Source organism: Streptomyces sp. NPDC088817, from assembly GCF_044750345.1.
Lineage (GTDB): Bacteria > Actinomycetota > Actinomycetes > Streptomycetales > Streptomycetaceae > Streptomyces.
On record NZ_JBIVJN010000003.1, the window covers coordinates 1 to 19,267 of the forward strand.

The window sequence follows — 19,267 nt, forward strand, 5'->3', positions numbered from 1 at the left end:
GAGGCGTTCACCCGGCCCGCGATGATGCACACCCTGGCCCAGATCGGCTTCCAGCAGTCCTACACCTACTTCACCTGGCGCAACACCAAGCAGGAACTCACCGAGTACCTGACCGAGCTGTCGGGCGAGGCGGCCGCCTGGATGCGGCCGAACTTCTTCGCCAACACCCCCGACATCCTGCACGCCTACCTCCAGCACGGCGGCCGTCCCGCCTTCGAGGTCCGCGCCGTCCTCGCCGCCACCCTCGCCCCCTCCTGGGGCATCTACAGCGGCTACGAACTGTGCGAGAACACCCCCCTCAAACCCGGCAGCGAGGAATACCTCGACTCCGAGAAGTACCAGCTCAAACCCCGCGACTGGGCGGCCGCCGCACGCGAGGGCCGCACCATCGCCCCCCTCATCACCAAACTCAACGACGTCCGCCGACGCAGTCCGGCCCTGCGGCAGCTCAGGAACCTGCACTTCCACCACGCCGACCAGGACGCGGTGATCGCCTACTCGAAGCGGAGCGGATCGAACACGGTTCTGGTGGTCGCCAACCTCGACCCCCACCACACCCAGGAGGCCACGGTCTCGTTGGACATGCCGCAACTCGGCCTGGACTGGCACGAGTCGGTGCCGGTGCGCGACGAGCTCACCGGCGAGACCTACCACTGGGGCAGGGCCAACTATGTGCGTCTCGAGCCGGGCCACCGGCCCGCGCACGTCCTCACCGTCCTGCGACCGTCCACCCCGCAGATCGGAGGGTCACCCACAACATGATCGTCAATGAGCCCGTTCCGGACACCTTCGAAGACACTCCGGCCCAGGACCGGGACCCGGAGTGGTTCAAGCGTGCCGTGTTCTACGAGGTCCTCGTCCGCTCCTTCCAGGACAGCAACGGCGACGGCGTCGGCGACCTGAAGGGCCTGACCGCCAAACTCGACTACCTCCAGTGGCTCGGCGTGGACTGCCTGTGGCTGCCGCCGTTCTTCAAGTCGCCGCTCAGGGACGGCGGCTACGACGTCTCCGACTACGCCGCCGTGCTCCCGGAGTTCGGCGACCTGGCGGACTTCGTGGAGTTCGTCGACGCCGCCCACCAGCGCGGCATGCGCGTCATCATCGACTTCGTCATGAACCACACCAGCGACCAGCACCCGTGGTTCCAGGAGTCCCGAAAGGACCCGGACGGCCCCTACGGCGACTACTACGTGTGGGCCGACGACGACAAGCAGTACCAGGACGCGAGGATCATCTTCGTCGACACGGAGGCGTCCAACTGGACCTACGACCCGGTCCGCAAGCAGTACTACTGGCACCGGTTCTTCTCCCACCAGCCGGACCTCAACTACGAGAACCCGGCCGTCCAGGAGGAGATGATCTCCGCGCTGAAGTTCTGGCTGGACCTGGGCATCGACGGCTTCCGGCTGGACGCGGTGCCGTATCTGTACCAGCAGGAGGGCACCAACTGCGAGAACCTCCCGGCCACCCACGAGTTCCTCAAGCGGGTGCGCAAGGAGATCGACACCCAGTACCCCGACAAGGTGCTGCTGGCGGAGGCGAACCAGTGGCCGGAGGACGTCGTCGACTACTTCGGCGACTACGCCGCCGGCGGCGACGAGTGCCACATGGCCTTCCACTTCCCCGTCATGCCCCGCATCTTCATGGCCGTCCGCCGCGAAAGCCGCTACCCCGTCTCCGAGATCCTCGCCAAGACCCCCGCCATCCCCGCCACCTGCCAGTGGGGCATCTTCCTGCGCAACCACGACGAGCTCACCCTCGAAATGGTCACCGACGAGGAACGCGACTACATGTGGGCCGAATACGCCAAAGACCCCCGCATGCGCGCCAACATCGGCATCCGCCGCCGCCTCGCCCCCCTCCTCGACAACGACCGCAACCAGATCGAGCTGTTCACCGCCCTGCTGCTCTCCCTGCCCGGCAGCCCGATCCTCTACTACGGCGACGAGATCGGCATGGGCGACAACATCTGGCTCGGCGACCGCGACGCCGTGCGCACCCCCATGCAGTGGACCCCCGACCGCAACGCCGGCTTCTCCTCCTGCGACCCGGGCCGCCTCTACCTGCCCACGATCATGGACCCGGTCTACGGCTACCAGGTCACCAACGTCGAGGCGTCGATGTCCTCGCCCTCCTCGCTGCTGCACTGGACCCGCCGCATGATCGAGATCCGCAAGCAGAACCCCGCCTTCGGACTCGGCTCCTACACCGAACTGCCCTCCACCAACCCCGCCGTCCTCGCCTTCCTCCGCGAGTACGAGGACGACCTGGTGCTGTGCGTCCACAACTTCTCCCGCTTCGCCCAGCCCACGGAGCTGGACCTGAGCGCGTTCCACGGACGTCATCCGGTGGAGCTGTTCGGCGGGGTGCGCTTCCCGGCCATCGGGGAACTGCCGTACCTGCTGACCCTGGCGGGACACGGGTTCTACTGGTTCCGGCTGCGCCGGGACGCCGCCGCCTAGTGCTGTGACCGGGAAGGTTTACCGGAGAGCTCGCGGCGTCCGGTGCTGGGGGTACCTCCCACGCCGTCCAGGCAGTGGGGGAGCATCGCAAGGCGGAGCATCGCCCGTGTACTGGATGTACTCGGGTGATGCGACAACGCGGCTGGGGGTCCCCCCTGCTCGAAGAGCTTGGGGGAGCCGTGCCGGGCGTCGCGAGCCGGTGAACCTTTCCGGTCGCAGCACTGGGGCCTGTCGCAACAGGCCGGCTCGCGGTACCCGGGGCGGGGCGGGCGTTTCCTCCGCCCCGCCCGTGGGCACGCGTCAGTCACACCCGACCAGCGATTGGACGCGACGCCATGTCGGACGCCATGTCGCAAGCCGTCACACGCTCCGTCACCACCACCGGCCCCGGTCTGCTCGCGTCACTGGATCCGCTGCTGCGGGAGTGGCTGCCGCGGCAGCGCTGGTTCGCGGGCAAGGGCCGTCCGGTGACGGGGTTCTCGCTGGTCGCCGCCACCGAGCTGCTGCCGGGCGACCGGAAGCTGGGCCTGTACCACCTGCTCGTACGCGCCCACCAGCCGCTTCCGCCCGTGCACGGCACGGTCCCGCACCCCGGTGACTGCTACCAGTTGCTCATAGGCGTGCGCGAGGCGCTGCCCCCACGGCTGGCGCCCGCGCTCATCGGCCACGTGCACGAGGGCCCGCTCGCCGGCCGCACGGTGTACGACGCCCTGTACGACCCCCGGCCCGCCGAGGTGATCCTGGAGGCCCTGCGCACCCGGGCCCGCATCGGCGGGCTCCGTTTCGAACGGCGGGACGAGATACGCCCGGACCTGGTACCCCGCGTGGTCACCGCCGAGCAGTCCAACTCGTCGGTGGTCTACGGCGACACGTTCATCCTGAAACTGCTGCGCCGGGTGCTGCCCGGCGTCAACCCCGACCTGGAACTGCCGCTCGCCCTCGCCCGGGAGGGCTGCTCGCGGGTGCCGCCGCCGACGGCGTGGATGACGGCCGAGCTGGACGGCGAGTCGTATGTGCTCGGCGTGCTCCAGCCCTTCGTGCAGGGCGCCTCGGACGGCTGGGAGCTGGCACTGCGCGAACTGGCCAAGGGCGAGGACTTCAGCGGCGAGGCGCGGGCCCTGGGCCGCGCCACCGCCGAGGTGCACACCGCGCTGGCCCGCGCGCTGCCCACGGTCACTCTCGGCCACATGCAGCTCGAATCCCTGGTGCACGGCATGACCGAGCGCCTGGAGTCGGCCGCGCAGGCGGTGCCCGCGCTCGGGCCGTACGTCCCCGGTCTGCGCTCCGCGTTCGAGGCGCTGGCCGACCTGGCGGCCGAGGGCCACACCTGGACCGCCCAGCGCATCCACGGCGACCTCCACCTCGGGCAGTGCCTCCGCTCCCCGTCGGGACAGTGGTGGCTGATCGACTTCGAGGGCGAGCCGGCGAAACCGCTGGCCGAACGGCGGATGGCCCAGCCCGTGGCCCGGGACGTGGCCGGGATGCTGCGCTCCTTCGACTACGCGGCCCACTCGGCGGGCGGCCCGCCGGCACCGGAGTGGGCCGAGGCCTGCCGCGCCGCGTACTGCGCCGGCTACGCCGAGGCGGGCGGCGGCGACCCGCGCACCGACCCCGTCCTGCTGCGCGCCTACGAGACGGACAAGGCGGTCTACGAGGTCCTCTACGAGGCCCGGCACCGTCCCGACTGGCTCCCGGTACCGATGTCCGCGATCCACCGCCTGGCCGCCCCGGACACGACCTGACCCCCTTCCGCCCTCTCCCCCCCCAGCTCCCCCGTCCACCGCACCCGACCTGCGCCGAGGAGGCTCCTCCCGTGACCCCCCGCACCCCGTCCAGCGGTTCGGACCCGAAGAACCAGCCGACGCCTGCGAAGAAGACGGCCACGAAGAAGGCAGCCGCGAAGAAGGCCACGGCCGAGAAGGCGGTGACGAAGAAGACCGCGGCCGCCGGGAACACGACAGCCAAGAAGGCCACGGCGAAGGAGGCACCGGCGAAGAAGACACCGGCCGGGAAGACGGTCGCGAAGAAGGAAGCCGCGAAGAGGACCGCGGCGAAGAAGACCACCGCGAAGGCGACCGCCGCGAAGACCGCGGCCGCCGGGGCCGTCACCGGGAAGACCGCCAAGAAGGCGGCGAGGGCGGCGAAGAAGGCACCGGCCACGAAGGCGGCCCCCCGGCCGGCGGCGGTCGCTCCCACGGCACCGGAACCCGTGTCGCCGGAACTCGTGTCGCCAGAAACCGTGTCGCCAGAAACCGTGTCACCGGCGCCCGCGCCGCCGGAGCCCGTGGCCGCCCGGCGTCCGGAGGGCGCCGACCCGGCCGCCGTCGGCCCCGGGGACCGGGAGCGGCTGCTCGCGGGGACGCACCACGACCCGCATTCCGTGCTCGGCGCGCACCCGGTGCCCGGCGGGGTCGCCTTCCGGGTCTTCCGGCCGTACGCGCTCGGCGTGACCGTGGTCGCCGGGGAGCGGCGGGCCGGGCTCCGGGACGACGGGCAGGGGTTCTTCTCGGGGGTGCTTCCGCTGCCGGAGGTGCCCACGTACCGGCTTCAGGTGGAGTACGCGGGGACGGTGCGGGACACCGAGGACGCCTACGGTTTCCTGCCCACGCTGGGCGAGTTCGATCTGCACCTGATCGGCGAGGGCCGGCACGAGCAGCTCTGGCAGGCGCTCGGGGCCCACCCGATGACCCACCAGGGCGTGACCGGCACCCGGTTCGCGGTGTGGGCGCCCAACGCCCGGGGCGTGCGCGTCGCCGGTGGCTTCAACTTCTGGGACGGTACCGGGTACGCGATGCGCTCGCTCGGCGCGACAGGCGTGTGGGAGCTGTTCGTGCCCGGGATCGGCGAGGGCGAGCTGTACAAGTTCGAGATCACCCGGCCGGACGGCTCGAAGACGCTGCGCGCCGATCCGCTGGCCCGCCGTACCGAGGTGCCGCCGGCCACGTCGTCCATCGTGCACGCCTCCCATTACGAGTGGGGCGACGCGGAGTGGCTGGCCCGCCGCACCCGGCGCGAGGCCCACGAGGCCCCGTTCTCGGTGTACGAGCTGCATCTGCCGTCCTGGCGGCCGGGGTTGACGTACCGCGAGCTGGCCGAGCAGCTCCCGGCGTACGTCAAGGACCTCGGCTTCACCCACGTGGAGCTGATGCCCGTCGCCGAGCACCCCTTCGGCGGCTCCTGGGGCTACCAGGTCACCGGCTTCTACGCGCCCACCGCGCGCCTGGGCACCCCGGACGACTTCAAGTTCCTGGTCGACGCCCTGCACCGGGCGGGCATCGGCGTCCTGATGGACTGGGTGCCCGCGCACTTCCCGCGTGACGAGTGGGCCCTGGCCGAGTTCGACGGGCGGCCCCTGTACGAGCACGCGGACCCGCTGCGGGCCGCGCATCCGGACTGGGGCACCCTGGAGTTCGACTTCGGCCGCCGCGAGGTGCGCAACTTCCTCGTCGCCAACGCCCTGTACTGGTGCGAGGAGTTCCACATCGACGGCCTGCGCGTGGACGCGGTCGCCTCCATGCTCTACCTGGACTACTCGCGCGAGCCGGGCCAGTGGACGCCCAACGAGCACGGCGGCCGGGAGAACCTGGACGCGGTGGCCTTCCTCCAGGAGATGAACGCGACCGTGTACCGCAGGGTGCCGGGCGTGGTCACCGTCGCGGAGGAGTCCACGGCCTGGGACGGCGTGACCCGGGCGACCCACCACCGCGGCCCGAGCGGCTTCGGCGGCCTCGGTTTCGGGCTGAAGTGGAACATGGGCTGGATGCACGACTCGCTCCAGTACATGAGCCACGACCCCGTCCACCGCAAGTTCCACCACGGCGAGATGACGTTCTCGATGGTGTACGCCTACAGCGAGAACTACGTGCTGCCGATCTCGCACGACGAGGTGGTGCACGGCAAGCGTTCGCTGGTGTCGAAGATGCCCGGCGACTGGTGGCAGCAGCGGGCGAACCTGCGCTCCTACCTGGGCTTCATGTGGTCCCACCCGGGCAAGCAACTGCTGTTCATGGGCCAGGAGTTCGCGCAGGGCTCGGAGTGGTCGGAAACCCGCGGCCCGGACTGGTGGCTGCTCGACCCGAACTACGGCGCCGCGGCCGACCACCGGGGGGTCCTCGACCTGGTCCGCGACCTCAACGCCGTCTACCGGGCCACGCCCGCCCTGTGGACACGCGACGTCCACCCCGACGGCTTCGAGTGGATCACCGGGGACGCGGCGGACGACAACGTCCTCGCCTTCCTGCGCCACGACACCGACGGCACCCCGCTGCTGGCGGTGTCCCACTTCGCCCCGGTCGTCCGCCCCGACTACCGCATCGGCGTCCCCGACGACGTGCCCGCCTGGCGGGAGGTCCTCAACACCGACGCGGCCCGCTACGGCGGCAGCGAAGTCGTCCACCCCGACCCGGTCAAGCCGGAACCCCAGGGCCGCCACGGCCGCCCGGCGAGCATCCGCCTGACCCTGCCGCCCCTGGCGACGGTGTGGCTGCGACCGGCGTGAGCACAACCAGCCCGTCCGGCGTTCGAGGACGAGGCCGTCCAGGCCGAAGCGGGGGTCCGGGGGCGGCAGCCCCCGGAACAGCCACCCCTACTCCCCGAACGCCTCCCCCAGAGCCGGAGGCAACGCCTCCGCATACAGCACACCCAGCCGCTGCGTGGCGCGGGTCAGCGCCACGTAGAGGTCGCTCGTGCCGTAGCGCGCGGGTTCGACCACGAGGACGGAGTCGAACTCCAGGCCCTTGGCCTGGCGCGGGTCGAGGAGGACGACCGTCCGGGTCAGGTCGGGCTCGGCGCCCGCCGTGACCCCGTCGAGCCGGGCGGCCAGTCGCCGGTGCAGATCGCGCGGGGCGATCACGGCGAGCCGGCCCTCCTCCGGGGTGAGTTCCGCGACGGCCTTCTCCACCGCGCCGGGCAGGTCGTCGGTGGCGCGGGCCCAGGGCCGTACCCCCGTGGAGCGGACCGAGCCGGGCGGCTCGAAGCCGGGGTGCTCGGCGCGGACCACGGCCGCCGCCACGTCCATGATCTCGGCCGGGGTGCGGTAGTTGACGCCGAGACGGGTGTGCTCCCAGCGGTCCTCGACGTACGGCTGGAGGATGTCGGCCCAGGAGCCGACGCCGGCCGCCTCCGCCGTCTGCGCGGGGTCGCCGACGAGGGTCATGGAACGGGTCGGGCTGCGCCGCATCAGCAGCCGCCACGCCATCGGCGACAGCTCCTGCGCCTCGTCGACGATGATGTGCCCGAACGCCCAGGTGCGGTCGGCCGCCGCGCGCTCGGCGGCGCTGCGGTGGTCCTCCTCCTGCTGGCGTTCGGCGAACCGCTCGGCGTCGATGATGTCGTGCGCGGACAGCACCTCCGAGGCGTCCGGGTCACCGTCCTCCTTGTCCTCGAACTCGTACGTGCGGGACGCGAACGACACGTCCAGCACTCCCTGGGCGTAGGCGATCCGGGTCTCGCGGTCGTGCTCGGCGCGGGCGCGGGCCAGGCGGTCGTCCTCGCCGAGAAGTTCGGCGGCCTCGTCGAGGAGGGGGACGTCCGCGACGGTCCACGCCCGGGTCACCGGGCGGCGGATCGCGGCCGCGTCCTCGTCGCCGACGTACCCCTCCGGCTCCGCGAGGAAGTCCGCCACCAGCCGCTGCGGGGTCAGCCGCGGCCACAGCTCGTCGATGGCCGACCAGACCTCGGGGTTATCGGCGAGTTCGTCGCGGATCTGGGTGATGTCGCTGGGGTCGAGGAGGTTGGAGCCGTCGTAGGGGTCGGTGCCGATGCGTTCGGCGAGCAGGTCGGTGAGGGTGTTGAGGATGTGGCCCTCGAAGTGCTCGCGGGCCGCGTTGTGCGGCAGCTTCGCGGCGCGGGTGCGCTCACGGGCGACGCTCACCAGACCGTCGTCGAGCATCAGGACCTCGCGGTCGTGCTCGATGGCGATCACCGGATCGGGCAGCGCCTGCCGGTCCCGTACGACGGCGGCGAGCACGTCGGCCATGTCGGCGCGGCCCTTCACCGCGGCGGCCTCGGGGGTGTCCGACGCGGTCGCCCGCACCCCGGGGAACAGCTCGCCGACGGTCGCCAGGAGCACCCCGGTCTCGCCGAGCGAGGGCAGCACCTCGCCGATGTAGCCGAGGAACGCGGGGTTCGGGCCGACGATCAGCACGGCCCGCCGGGCGAGCAGCTCCCGGTGCTCGTACAGCAGGTAGGCGGCCCGGTGCAGGGCGACCGCGGTCTTGCCGGTGCCCGGGCCGCCCTCGACCACGAGCACGCCGCGGTGCGGCGCGCGGATGATGCGGTCCTGGTCGGCCTGGATGGTCCGCACGATGTCGCCCATCCGGCCGGTGCGCGCGGAGTCGAGCGCGGCGAGCAGCACCGCGTCGCCGGTCGGGTCCTCGTGGCCGGTCCGTGTGGTGTCGCCGAGGTCGAGGATCTCGTCGTGCAGGGCGGTGACCCGGCGGCCGTCGGTGGAGATGTGCCGGCGGCGGCGCAGGCCCATCGGGGTGTGGCCGGTGGCCAGGTAGAAGGGGCGGGCGACGTCGGCGCGCCAGTCGATGAGGACCGGTGTGCGCTCGGCGTCGTCGGCGCGCAGGCCGATGCGCCCGATGTGGTGGCTGTCGCCGCCGGTGAGGTCGATCCGGCCGAAGCAGAGCGAGCCGTCCACGGCGTTCAGCGCGGCCAGCAGCCCCGACCGCTCGGCGACGAGGATGTCCCGTTCCAGCCGGGCCTGCATGGGTGTGTCGCCCTGCGCGAGCGCGTCCGCGACGGAGGTCTCGGTGTCACCGCGCAGCGCGTCCACGCGTGCGTACAGTCCGTCGATGAATTCCTGCTCCTGCCGCAATTCACCGTCTGGAAATTCGGTGTTTGACAATTCAGCTCCCGCCCGGATATACTCTGCTTAGTGAACTTCTTCGCGGCCCAACGCATATCAAGTCGCGAATCACCGAATATACGCAGAGAAATCCCCCGGGCGCAATTGCCCGGGGGATTTCTCATTCTCCGGCCCGCCGTCACGGCCCCGGCGGTACCGTCCTGCAGGTCACAGCACGTCGGCCAGCTCCTCCAGCAGCCGCCGCTTGGGGCGTGCGCCCACCATGGACTTCACGGGTTCGCCGGCGCGGAAGACCACGAAGGTCGGCATCGACAGCACCTTGTACGCGTTCGTCGTGTCCGGGCTGGTGTCCACGTCGAGCTGGACCACCTTCAGCCGTTCGCCCTGCTCGGCGGCCAGTGCGCTGAGCACGGGCCCCATCTGCCGGCACGGCGGACACCAGTCGGCGGTCACCTTCTCGGCCGTGAACGACTGAGCTCGTACACTCGGTCGTTCACACCTTGTCGCGCTCCCGACTGTCCCCTACGGCAGGGCGGTCACGGGTCGCATCTCCCCACCCCAGCTCATGCCGGTGCAAGGACGGGTGTGGTGACGAACACCCACGCCGAGCGTGCGCGGCTACGCACGTTGACCCCGGCGACGACGTCGGCCGGGCCAGCGAGGCCGCACCGACGACAGAAGAAATGGTCCCTGGTGGACCGGTTGGCCCGCAAGGCGGCGGGTGGCCGAACGGGTCTGCTTCACTTGCAGCTCGGTGCGTTTGCGGGCCTGCCAGCGCCGGTAGCGGGACAGGCGGCGGCCCTGGTAGTTGGTGCCATCGCTGGTGGTGGCCAGGTTCACGATGCCGCGATCCACGCCGAGCCAGTCGACCGGCTCGTACACCTCTGCGTCCGGGACCTCGCAGGTGGCGATCAGGAACCACTTCCCGGCACTCGCGACGGCAGCAGCACGTTCGGATACTGCTACGGGAACCGAGCCGCTCAGACCGCCACGCCCGCCGACTCCTCCACTTCGAGCAGGGAGGCGCTGCGGCGTTCCTCGTCGAAGGCCCGGCGTCCGCCGCGCAGGCCGAACAGGCGCTTGGCGAAGGCGATGTAGAGGACGGCGACGATGTTGAGGACCAGTGTGGTGATCTTGACCGCGCTGATGTGCTCGGTGAGTTCGTAGACCTCCAGCGGCAGGAAGGCGGCGGTGGCGACCACCGTCAGGTATTCAGCCCAGCGCTTGGCGTACCACAGGCCGACGGCCTCGATCAGTTCGACCAGCGCGTAGGCGAGCAGGACGCAGGCCACCAGGAGCAGGGTCGAATGCCGGTAGCCGAAGGTCTTCTGGACGGTGCCGATGACGGGTGAGTGGTCGAGGTCGTAGTGGAAGTGCCGGAAGACGGGGCGGAAGACGTCCAGGTACTCGTCGAACAGGCGGCGTACCGCGTCCTGGCTGTTGCTGAATTTCCACACGGCCACCGCGACCAGCACGATGAACACCCCGCGCACGGCCCGCTCGAAGGCAAGGAACCGCAGGATGAACAGATCCCGCAGCACCTTGCCGCGCGGCACCAGCGGGGCGTCGCCGGCCGGTCCCGAGCCGTGCGGCTCGCCGAGCGCGAAGTCGCCGCAGCGCAGGCAGCGCCAGACGTCGCCCAGCGCGGTCCGCGCGTGCAGCCGGATCCGGAGCCTCGGGTCGTCCGGTGCGTAGGTCACATGCCCCTTGCGCGCGCACGTGCGCCGGTCCCAGTCGATCGCCATCCCGTGGTTTGCCTCTCCGTACCTGCCCTGTGCCTGCGGACGGTGCCGCGCCGATCGGCGCGGCACCGTCCAGCTCGGCACGCTAGTCCATCGCAGTAGGAGACGGCTGCCAGGAGCTTTCAGTTCACAGGGCGTCGTGGCGTGGGACGAACCGGTCGGCGCCGGGTCAGCGCCAGCACACTCAGAGCGAACATCAGGACACCCAGGGGGAGATGGACCGACGGGACGTGCGCGATGCCGAGCACGACCTGGACCGAGGCGAGCACGAGGAAACCCGACGCGTGCCAGATGGGCCGGGGCGAGCCGCCGCCCGGCTTCCACGCCAGCACCGCCGCGAGCACGTACAGCATCGCCGCCCCGTACATCACACGGGCTCCGACACCGTGCAGCGTCTCTCCGTAGGACGAGGTCAGCAGTAGTCCGGCGGAGACCGCCTGAAAGAAGATGGTCAGGGTCTGCACCGCGATCGCGATCTGCAGGAACGAGAAGCCGCGCCGTGCGTTCGCCGTCACCTGAGTGGCCACGCCACACCCCTTTTCCGCCCTTCGGGCAGTAGGTCTATAAGGTCTCACCAGCTCGACGACGCGGGCCTGCGAAAGGTAAGGCGAGGGGGCGGCCGGAAGCATGGGGACTGTCGGGAACAGCACGGACGGCATAGCCGGCGAACGGCGCCACCTGATCAATGTCGCTTACCGGTTGCTCGGCTCGGCGTCCGAGGCCGAGGACGCCGTGCAGGACGCCTACGCACGCTGGTACGGGCTGCCACGAAGCCGGCGGGAGGAGATCCTGTCCCCCGGCGCCTGGCTGACGACGGTGACCGGCCGCATCTGCCTGGACCTGCTCGGCTCGGCGCGAGCCCGCCGCGAACGCTATGTCGGCGCGTGGCTGCCCGAGCCGCTGCCCGACCGCACCGAGTGGGACCACGCGGACGGCTCCGACCCCGCCGACCAGATCGTCCTGGACGAGTCGGTGGTCATGGCCTTCCTCGTCGTCCTGGAGTCGATGACGCCCGCCGAGCGGGTGGCGTTCGTCCTGCACGACGTCTTCCGGTACCCGTTCGCCGAGATCGCCGACGTTCTCGGCCGGACCCCTGCGGCCTGCAAGCAGTTGGCGGCGTCCGCTCGACGGCGGGTGGGCGTCGCGCGCGCTCCGGTCACGGCGACCGGCCAGGCCGACGTGGTGAGGCAGGTCAAAGAGGCATGGGAGACCAAGGACATCGAAGCCCTCGTCGGTCTCCTCGACCCGGCCGCGGTGATGACCGCCGACGGCGGCGGCACGGTCGGCACCGTCCTGCGCCCGGTCGAGGGCGGCGAGCGCATCGCCGGGTACATGGTCGCCATCGCCGACATGGCTCCGGGGCTCGAACTCCTGGAGCGGTCGGTCAACGGTGTGCCGGGCCTGGTGGCCCAGCGTGCCGGCGTCGTCGCGACCGTCGCCTCGTTCGACGTCTCCGACGGGCGTGTCACCCGGATCTGGGTGGTCCGCAACCCGGAGAAGCTGCGGCCGTGGGCACGGGAGGGATAGCGCCGCGGCGGAACGTGCGGAGGGGCCGGGACGGGGGCGGCCGGCCCCGCCCGAGCGCCGCGCGAAGACGTTGCTCGCACGGGACCGGTCCCGGCGTCAGACCCGGGCCGTCGACTTCACACCGCCGCCCACCAGCTCCTTCGCCTCCTCGGCCGGCTGCTCGTCGCGGGCGGCGCCGCGCGGCAGCAGCAGGGCGACGGCGAGGGTGCCCACGCCAAGGATCACCGCGCCGACCAGGCTGGTGTGGGCCACCGCGTCGGAGAAGGACGAGCCGACCGCGTCCTTCATCCCCCGGGCGCCCTCGGCGAGCCGGCCGGCCTGCTCCTTGAGCTGCGCGGCCTGCTGCGGGTCGCTCGTGCGGGCGGCCTGCGCCGCGAGCTTGTGGGCCTTGTCACCGATGCCCTGTGCGACGGCGTATCCGGCGCCGACCGAGTCCTGGGCGGTGGACAGGGCGCCCGCCGGGAGCCCGCTGCCCGCGGTGGCGTCGGAGAGGTGCCGGGCGTACGAGGTGGACAGCAGGGAGCCGAGGATCGCGATGCCGAGCGAGCCGCCCAGTTCCAGGGAGGTGTCGTTCACGGCGCCGCCGACGCCCAGCTCGGATTCCGGGAAGGCGCCCATGATGGCGTCGGTGCAGGGCGAGAGGGCGAGCCCGATCGCCAGGCCCAGGATCACCAGGGGTGCCACGAGGTCGCCGTAGCCGGACGAGCCGTCCACCCGGGTCAGCAGTGCCAGGGCCGCGGTGCCGCCGACCATGCCCGCGGTCACCGTCCACTTCATGCCGACGCGCGGGGTGAGGTACCCGGTCAGCGCCGAGCCTACGAAGACGGCGCCGGCCAGCGGCAGCATGCGCAGCCCGGTGGCCAGGGCGTCGTAGCCGAGGACGAACTGGAGGTGCTGGGTGAGGTAGTAGAAGGCGCCGAAGACGGCCAGGAAGAACAGGGCGACGGCCAGGTTGGAGCCGGCGAAGCGGCGCCGCGCGAAGCGCCGTACGTCGAGGACCGGGCGCGGATGGCGCAGCTCCCACAGGACGAAGGCCACCAGGCTCACGCCCGCGACCGCGGCCGCGGTGACCGCCTTGGCGTCCCAGCCGAAGTGCGGACCCTCGATGATCGTGTAGACCAGCGAGCCGATCCACACCACCGACAGCAGCCCGCCGACGTAGTCGATCCGGCCGTGCCGGGCCGCCCGTGAGGGCGGTACGAGGACGAAGGCGCCGACCAGGGCGACGGCGGCGACCGGCACGTTGATCAGGAAGGTCGAGGACCAGCCGTGCTTCTGGAGCAGCGCGCCGGCGACGAGGGGGCCGGCGGCGATGGCGAGGCCGGCGGTGGCGGTCCACAGGGTGATCGCCTTGGCGCGCTCGGCCCGCGGGAAGGTCGCGGCCAGCAGGGACAGGGTGGCCGGCATGATCAGCGCGGCGCCCACGCCCATGACGGCGCGGGCCGCGATGACGGCCGCCGCGCTGTCGGCGAGGTACCCGAGGACGGCGCCGCCGCCGAACACGACGAGACCGAGGACGAGCGCGCCGCGCCGGCTGTACTTGTCGCCGATCGCGCCGAGCAGCAGCATCAGCGCCGCGTACGGGACGGTGTAGCCGTCGATGACCCACTGGAGGTCGGCGCTGGACAGGCCGAGGTCCCGGGTCATGTCGGGCGCGGCGACCGTGAGCGCGGTGTTCGCCATCACGATGATCAGCAGGCTCAGGCAGAGCACGAGGAGCGCCCACCAGCGCCGGGCGTAGGGGCGGTCCATCCTCTCGGCCGGTTCGTTCATGACGAGTCGCATGGGCAGGATTCGCCTTCCTCGATCAACTTGCACAGGCAAGTGCAACTGCACAACGATGTGCAATGTACGGCCGCTGCACAGCACTGTGCAAGTCGAGGAGAGGGCAGAATGTCAGCCATGACCACGGGTAGCACCAGTCGCGCCGACGTGAACCGGCGCCGGATCCTCGACGTCGCCCTCGCGGAGCTGCTGCGCGACCCCGACGCGTCCATGGACCAGATCGCGCGCGCGGCCGGTGTCGTACGGCGCACGGTGTACGGCCACTTCCCGAGCCGGGAGGCGTTGATCAGCACGCTCGTCGACGAGGCGGTGCTCGCGCTCGCCACCGCGCACGCGACGGGCCGGGAGGGCGTCGGGGACCCGGCGGAAGCCGTGGCGCGGTCGGTGCTGGCGGTCTGGGAGATCGCCGACCGCTACCGCCTGCTGGTCTCGCTCGCCCAGCGCACGGTGAGCATGGAGGGCATCCGCGAACGCCTCACCCCCGTCCGGGAGAGCGCGGCGGGACTTCTCCAACGCGGCCTGGACGAGGGCGTCTTCGTCTCTCCCCTGCCCGCGCCCGCCCTGGCGTACGTGAAGGAGCAGATCCTGTTCGCCCTGATGGAGGCGGTGAACGACGGTCTGCTGGACCCCGGGGAGGCGGGCCGCACGGCCGCGGTGACGGTCCTGACGGCGGCCGGGTTGCCCGCCTCCCTCGCCGCCGCCCTGGTGGCCGGGCTCAGCGACTGACGCCCCGGCCGTCTGCCCCGGCGACTGTCCACCCCGGAACACGCCTCGGCGACCGTCCACCCCGCAGCACGCCACGGCGACCGTCCACCCCGCAGCACGCCACGGCGACCGTCCACCCCGCAGCACGCCACGGCAACTGTCCGCCCGAAGCGTGAAAAGACCCCGCACCCTCGGGGGTGCGGGGTCCCGGTGTCCTGCCGGAGCGCTACGCCTTGGCCAGTTCGCGCTGCTCGGGGATCCCGGCGCCGTCGTCGGTGTCGTCCAGCAGCGTCTTCTCGTCGAAGGGCAGCTCACCGGCGAGGACGCGCCGGACGCGGTCCTTGTCGACCTCACCGGTCCAGGTGCCGATCAGCAGGGTGGCGACCGCGTTGCCCGCGAAGTTGGTCAGGGCGCGGGCCTCGCTCATGAAGCGGTCGATGCCGACGATCAGGCCGACGCCGTCGACCAGGGCGGGCTTGTGGGACTGAAGCGCACCGGCGAGGGTGGCCAGTCCGGCGCCGGTGACACCGGCGGCGCCCTTGGACGCGATCATCATGAACAGCAGCAGCGTGATCTGCTGGCCGATGGACAGCGGCTGGTCCATCGCGTCGGCGATGAACAGCGAGGCCATGGTCAGGTAGATCATCGTGCCGTCGAGGTTGAAGGAGTAGCCGGTCGGCACGGTGATGCCGACGACCGGACGGCTCACGCCCAGGTGCTCCATCTTGGCGATGAGCCGGGGCAGCGCGGACTCCGACGACGACGTCGACAGGATCAGCAGGAACTCACGGCCCAGGTACCTCAGCAGGTGGAAGATGTTGACGCCGGCCACCAGCCGGGTCAGCGCGCCCAGCACCACCAGCACGAACAGCAGACAGGTGACGTAGAAGCCGAGCATGATCGCGGCGAGTGCCTTCAGGGCGTCGATGCCCGTCTCGCCGACGACGGCGGCCATGGCGCCGAAGGCGCCGATCGGGGCGGCCCACATGATCATGGCGAGCACGCGGAAGACCAGCCGCTGGATGTGCTCCACCCCGCGCAGCACCGGCTCGCCCTTGCGGCCCATGGCCTGGAGCGCGAACCCGACGAGCAGGGCGACCAGCAGGGTCTGCAGCACCTGGCCCTGGGTGAACGCCGACACGAGCGTGGTCGGGATGATGCCGAGCACGAAGTCGACCGGGCCCTCGCTCCCGGCCTGCGCCTGCGCCTGGCCGACGCCCTTGACCGCCTCCGTCAGGTGCATCCCGCTGCCCGGGTGCACGATGTTGCCGATCACGAGCCCGATGGCCAGCGCGACGAACGACATGGCGAGGAAGTAGCCGAGCGCGAGACCGCCGACCTTGCCGACCTTCGCGGCCTTGCGCACCGAGCCGACGCCGAGCACGATCGTGCAGAAGATGATCGGCGAGATCATCATCTTGATCAGGTTCACGAAGCCCGTGCCGAGCGGCTTGAGCTCCTTGGCGAAGTCGGGCGCGGCGAACCCGACGGCGACGCCCAGGACGACCGCGGCGATCACCGCTATGTACAGATAGTGGGTACGGTCCCGCTTGGCTGCGGGTGCGGCGGGTGCCGTATCGGCTGCGCTGCTCAAAGCGGCCCTCCTTGACGACGTCATCGGCATCACCGGCGTGCGGCTCACGTCCGGGCATGGGGGAATGCCGCGACTATCTCCCGTCCTGTGAGGGGGGTCACGCTTGCGTTCATTAAGTTCACGCCACATGGTTCACGCCAGAACGGAAGAGGCAGACTTGGCGGCATGCGCGTACCCGTCCTCCCCAGACCCCGCAGCCTGGCGGGCCAGCTGTTCGCCATGCAGGCCGTGCTGCTGGCGCTCGTCGTGGCCGGGTACGCGCTGTTCAGCTACTTCAGCGACCGCGGCCAGGCCGAGGAGTCGGCCCGCCGGCAGACCACGGCGGTGGCCCGCTCCATCGCCGACGCCCCCTCGGTCCTGACGGCCATCCGGACCTCCGACCCCTCCTCGGAGCTCCAGCCGTACGCGCTGCGGGTCCAGCGGGACACCGGGGTCGACTTCGTCACGATCATGACTCCGGGGGGCATCCGCTGGACGCACCCGGATCCGGACCAGATCGGGCGGCCCTTCCTCGGCAACATCTCCCGCGCCCAGCGCGGCGAGTCCTTCACCGAGACCTACACCGGCACCCTCGGCCCGTCCGTCCGCGCGGTCACCCCCGTCGAGGAGGACGGCCACGTGGTCGGTCTGGTCAGCGCCGGCATCAAGGTGGAGGCGATCAGCGAGCGGGTACGGGAACAGGTCATCGCCCTGTTCTCGGTCGCGGCCGGGATCCTCGCGCTCGGCGCGATCGCCACGTACGTCATCAACGCGCGTCTGCGCCGCCACACCCACGGCATGAACGCGGCGGAGCTCAGCCGGATGCACGACTACCACCAGGCCGCCCTGCACGCGGTGCGCGAGGGCCTGCTGATGCTGGACGCACAGCACCGGGTGGCGCTCATCAACGACGGCGGGCGCGAACTGCTGGGCGTGGCACGCCAGGAGGACGTGATGGGCCGGTCGGTGGCGGACCTCGGCCTGCCGGCCCCGCTGACCGGCGCCCTGCTGGCGTCCGAACCGCGGGTGGACGAGGTGCACCTGACCGACGCGCGGGTGCTGGTGGTCAACACCTCACCGGTGTCGGGCGGTCAGCGCCGGGGCACGGTGGTGACCCTGCGGGACGTCACCGAACTCCAGTCGCTGATGGGCGAACTGGACTCGGAGCGCGGCTTCAGCCAGGCGCTGCGCTCCCAGGCGCACGAGGCGGCCAACCGGCTGCACACGGTGGTGTCGCTGATCGAGCTGGGGCGGGCGGAGGAGGCCGTGGAGTTCGCGACGGCGGAGCTGGAACTGGCGCAGGCGCTGACCGACCAGGTGGTCACGGCGGTGAGCGAGCCGGTGCTGGCCGCGCTGCTGCTCGGCAAGGCGGCCCAGGCCAACGAGCGCGGCGTGGAGCTGGTGGTGTCCTCGGACAGCGGCCTCGACGACGGTCTGCTGCCGCGGAGCCTGCCGCCCCGTGACCTGGTGACGATCCTCGGCAACCTCGTCGACAACGCGGTGGACGCGGCGCAGGGCGGCACCCCGGCGCGGGTGACGGTCACGGCGTGCGCGGAGGGCGGCGAACTGGTGCTGCGGGTCGCGGACAACGGGCCGGGCGTGCACCCGGCCCACACGGACCGGGTGTTCCAGCACGGCTTCTCCACCAAGCCGACGGGCCCGGGCGGGCGGGGACTGGGCCTGGCGCTGGTACGGCAGGCGGTACGGCGGCACGAGGGGACGCTGACGGTGTCGGAGGCCGAGGGAGGCGGCGCGGTGTTCGAGGCGCGCCTGTCCCTGACCCACGGGACGGAGGGCCTCGTGACCGGCAGGGCCGGGTCGGGGGCCGAGGCCGGCGTGCCCGGAGGCGTGGCATGACGGACGGCGGGAGCGGGACGCAGCCCATCCGCGTCCTGGTGGTGGAGGACGACCCGGTCGCGGCGGACGCGCACGTGATGTACGTGGGCCGGGTGCCGGGATTCGTCGTGGTGGGCACGGCGCACACGGGCGCCGAGGCCCGGCGGGCCCTGGAGCGCACCCCGGTGGACCTGCTGCTCCTCGACCTCCATCTGCCGGACGTGCACGGCCTGAAGCTGGCCCGGTCGCTGCGGGCGGGCGGCCATCACGCGGACGTGATCGCGGTGACCTCGGCACGGGACCTCGCGGTGGTGCGCGAAGGGGTCTCCCTGGGGGTGGTCCAGTACGTCCTGAAACCGTTCACCTTCGCCACGCTCCGGGACCGGCTCGTGCGGTACGCCGAGTTCCGCGCGGCGGTCGGGGAGGTCGGCGGCCAGGACGAGGTGGACCGTGCGATAGCGACCCTGCGCGCCCCGAGCCCCGCGGCCCTCCCCAAGGGCCTGAGCGCGCCGACGCTCCAGCGGGTGACGGACGTGCTGCGCGCGGCGGAGGAAGGACTCACGGCGGCGGGGGTCGCCGGGACTGTCGGCATCTCCCGGATCACCGCCCGGCGCTATCTGGAGCACCTGGTGGACGCGGGCCGGGCCGGGCGCAGCCCGCTGTACGGGCAGGTGGGCAGGCCGGAGCTGGTGTACCGATGGGTGCGGAAGGCCGGCGGGGACCGCTAGTACCGCGGCAGGCAACGTTTGCCCGTGAAGGAGCGGCGTCCGGTGCGTGCTCTGGGGGTCCCCCCTGCTCGAAGAGCTTGGGGGAGTGCCGGGCGTCG

14 protein-coding genes and 1 pseudogene are annotated in these 19,267 nt (G+C 71.6%); 8 read left to right on the plus strand and 7 right to left on the minus strand.

Annotated features, from left to right (window positions below; all coding sequences use genetic code 11):
* The 4 genes and pseudogenes from ACIP4X_RS06195 to glgB all read left to right on the plus strand — a co-directional run.
* Nucleotides 1-762: pseudogene (locus ACIP4X_RS06195) on the plus strand (alpha-1,4-glucan--maltose-1-phosphate maltosyltransferase); the annotation flags it as partial.
* Nucleotides 759-2,462 carry a maltose alpha-D-glucosyltransferase gene (gene treS / locus ACIP4X_RS06200; protein WP_391457070.1) on the plus strand — a complete coding sequence of 568 codons (1,704 nt, stop codon included), beginning with the start codon at nt 759-761 and terminating at the stop codon, nt 2,460-2,462. The pseudogene ACIP4X_RS06195 and the gene treS, both read left to right, overlap by 4 nt.
* Nucleotides 2,463-2,809: 347 nt before the next feature.
* Complete coding sequence (locus tag ACIP4X_RS06205) at nt 2,810-4,204, plus strand: maltokinase N-terminal cap-like domain-containing protein (RefSeq protein ID WP_358738300.1); 1,395 nt, start codon at nt 2,810-2,812, stop codon at nt 4,202-4,204.
* 71 nt (nt 4,205-4,275) lie between these two features.
* A complete protein-coding gene (glgB, locus tag ACIP4X_RS06210; RefSeq protein ID WP_401346912.1) occupies nt 4,276-6,960 on the plus strand; it encodes a 1,4-alpha-glucan branching enzyme in 2,685 nt (894 codons plus the stop codon).
* Nucleotides 6,961-7,047: 87 nt separating this feature from the next.
* Here the strand turns inward: glgB and ACIP4X_RS06215 are convergent, their stop codons facing one another.
* The 5 genes from ACIP4X_RS06215 to ACIP4X_RS06235 all read right to left on the minus strand — a co-directional run bounded on the left by ACIP4X_RS06215 (nt 7,048) and on the right by ACIP4X_RS06235 (nt 11,542).
* On the minus strand, nt 7,048-9,282 hold the full coding sequence (locus tag ACIP4X_RS06215) for an ATP-dependent DNA helicase (RefSeq protein WP_358738302.1): 2,235 nt from the start codon (nt 9,280-9,282) through the stop codon (nt 7,048-7,050).
* A gap of 198 nt (nt 9,283-9,480) precedes the next feature.
* Nucleotides 9,481-9,726: a thioredoxin domain-containing protein gene (locus ACIP4X_RS06220; protein WP_391457064.1), complete on the minus strand. Its 246-nt coding sequence runs from the start codon at nt 9,724-9,726 to the stop codon at nt 9,481-9,483.
* Nucleotides 9,727-9,891: 165 nt separating this feature from the next.
* The gene (locus tag ACIP4X_RS06225) at nt 9,892-10,155 is read right to left on the minus strand and encodes a hypothetical protein (RefSeq protein WP_358738304.1); all 264 of its coding nucleotides are present in this window, start codon (nt 10,153-10,155) and stop codon (nt 9,892-9,894) included.
* A 98-nt stretch (nt 10,156-10,253) separates the two neighbouring features.
* Entirely contained in the window at nt 10,254-11,018 is a 765-nt protein-coding gene (locus ACIP4X_RS06230) for a DUF2127 domain-containing protein (RefSeq protein ID WP_358738306.1), read from the minus strand.
* 119 nt (nt 11,019-11,137) lie between these two features.
* Nucleotides 11,138-11,542 carry a hypothetical protein gene (locus ACIP4X_RS06235; RefSeq protein ID WP_358729346.1) on the minus strand — a complete coding sequence of 135 codons (405 nt, stop codon included), beginning with the start codon at nt 11,540-11,542 and terminating at the stop codon, nt 11,138-11,140.
* A 100-nt stretch (nt 11,543-11,642) separates the two neighbouring features.
* On the opposite strand from ACIP4X_RS06235, the gene sigJ reads away from it, so the two are divergent.
* On the plus strand, nt 11,643-12,542 hold the full coding sequence (gene sigJ / locus ACIP4X_RS06240; RefSeq protein ID WP_401346919.1) for an RNA polymerase sigma factor SigJ: 900 nt from the start codon (nt 11,643-11,645) through the stop codon (nt 12,540-12,542).
* 96 nt (nt 12,543-12,638) lie between these two features.
* Here the strand turns inward: sigJ and ACIP4X_RS06245 are convergent, their stop codons facing one another.
* Nucleotides 12,639-14,327 carry an MFS transporter gene (locus ACIP4X_RS06245; protein WP_358729344.1) on the minus strand — a complete coding sequence of 563 codons (1,689 nt, stop codon included), beginning with the start codon at nt 14,325-14,327 and terminating at the stop codon, nt 12,639-12,641.
* Between the two features lie 108 nt (nt 14,328-14,435).
* Between ACIP4X_RS06245 and ACIP4X_RS06250 the strand changes: the two genes are divergently transcribed.
* The gene (locus tag ACIP4X_RS06250) at nt 14,436-15,053 is read left to right on the plus strand and encodes a TetR/AcrR family transcriptional regulator (protein ID WP_358729343.1); all 618 of its coding nucleotides are present in this window, start codon (nt 14,436-14,438) and stop codon (nt 15,051-15,053) included.
* 205 nt (nt 15,054-15,258) lie between these two features.
* Here ACIP4X_RS06250 and ACIP4X_RS06255 read toward each other — a convergent pair whose 3' ends face one another.
* Nucleotides 15,259-16,626 (minus strand): cation:dicarboxylate symporter family transporter, encoded by a 1,368-nt coding sequence (locus tag ACIP4X_RS06255; protein ID WP_358729342.1) that lies wholly within the window; start codon nt 16,624-16,626, stop codon nt 15,259-15,261.
* Nucleotides 16,627-16,791: 165 nt separating this feature from the next.
* Between ACIP4X_RS06255 and ACIP4X_RS06260 the strand changes: the two genes are divergently transcribed.
* Nucleotides 16,792-18,462 (plus strand): ATP-binding protein, encoded by a 1,671-nt coding sequence (locus ACIP4X_RS06260; protein WP_401346923.1) that lies wholly within the window; start codon nt 16,792-16,794, stop codon nt 18,460-18,462.
* On the plus strand, nt 18,459-19,169 hold the full coding sequence (locus tag ACIP4X_RS06265) for a response regulator (RefSeq protein WP_358729340.1): 711 nt from the start codon (nt 18,459-18,461) through the stop codon (nt 19,167-19,169). Before ACIP4X_RS06260 ends, ACIP4X_RS06265 begins: the two co-directional genes overlap by 4 nt.
* Nucleotides 19,170-19,267 lie beyond the last annotated feature (98 nt).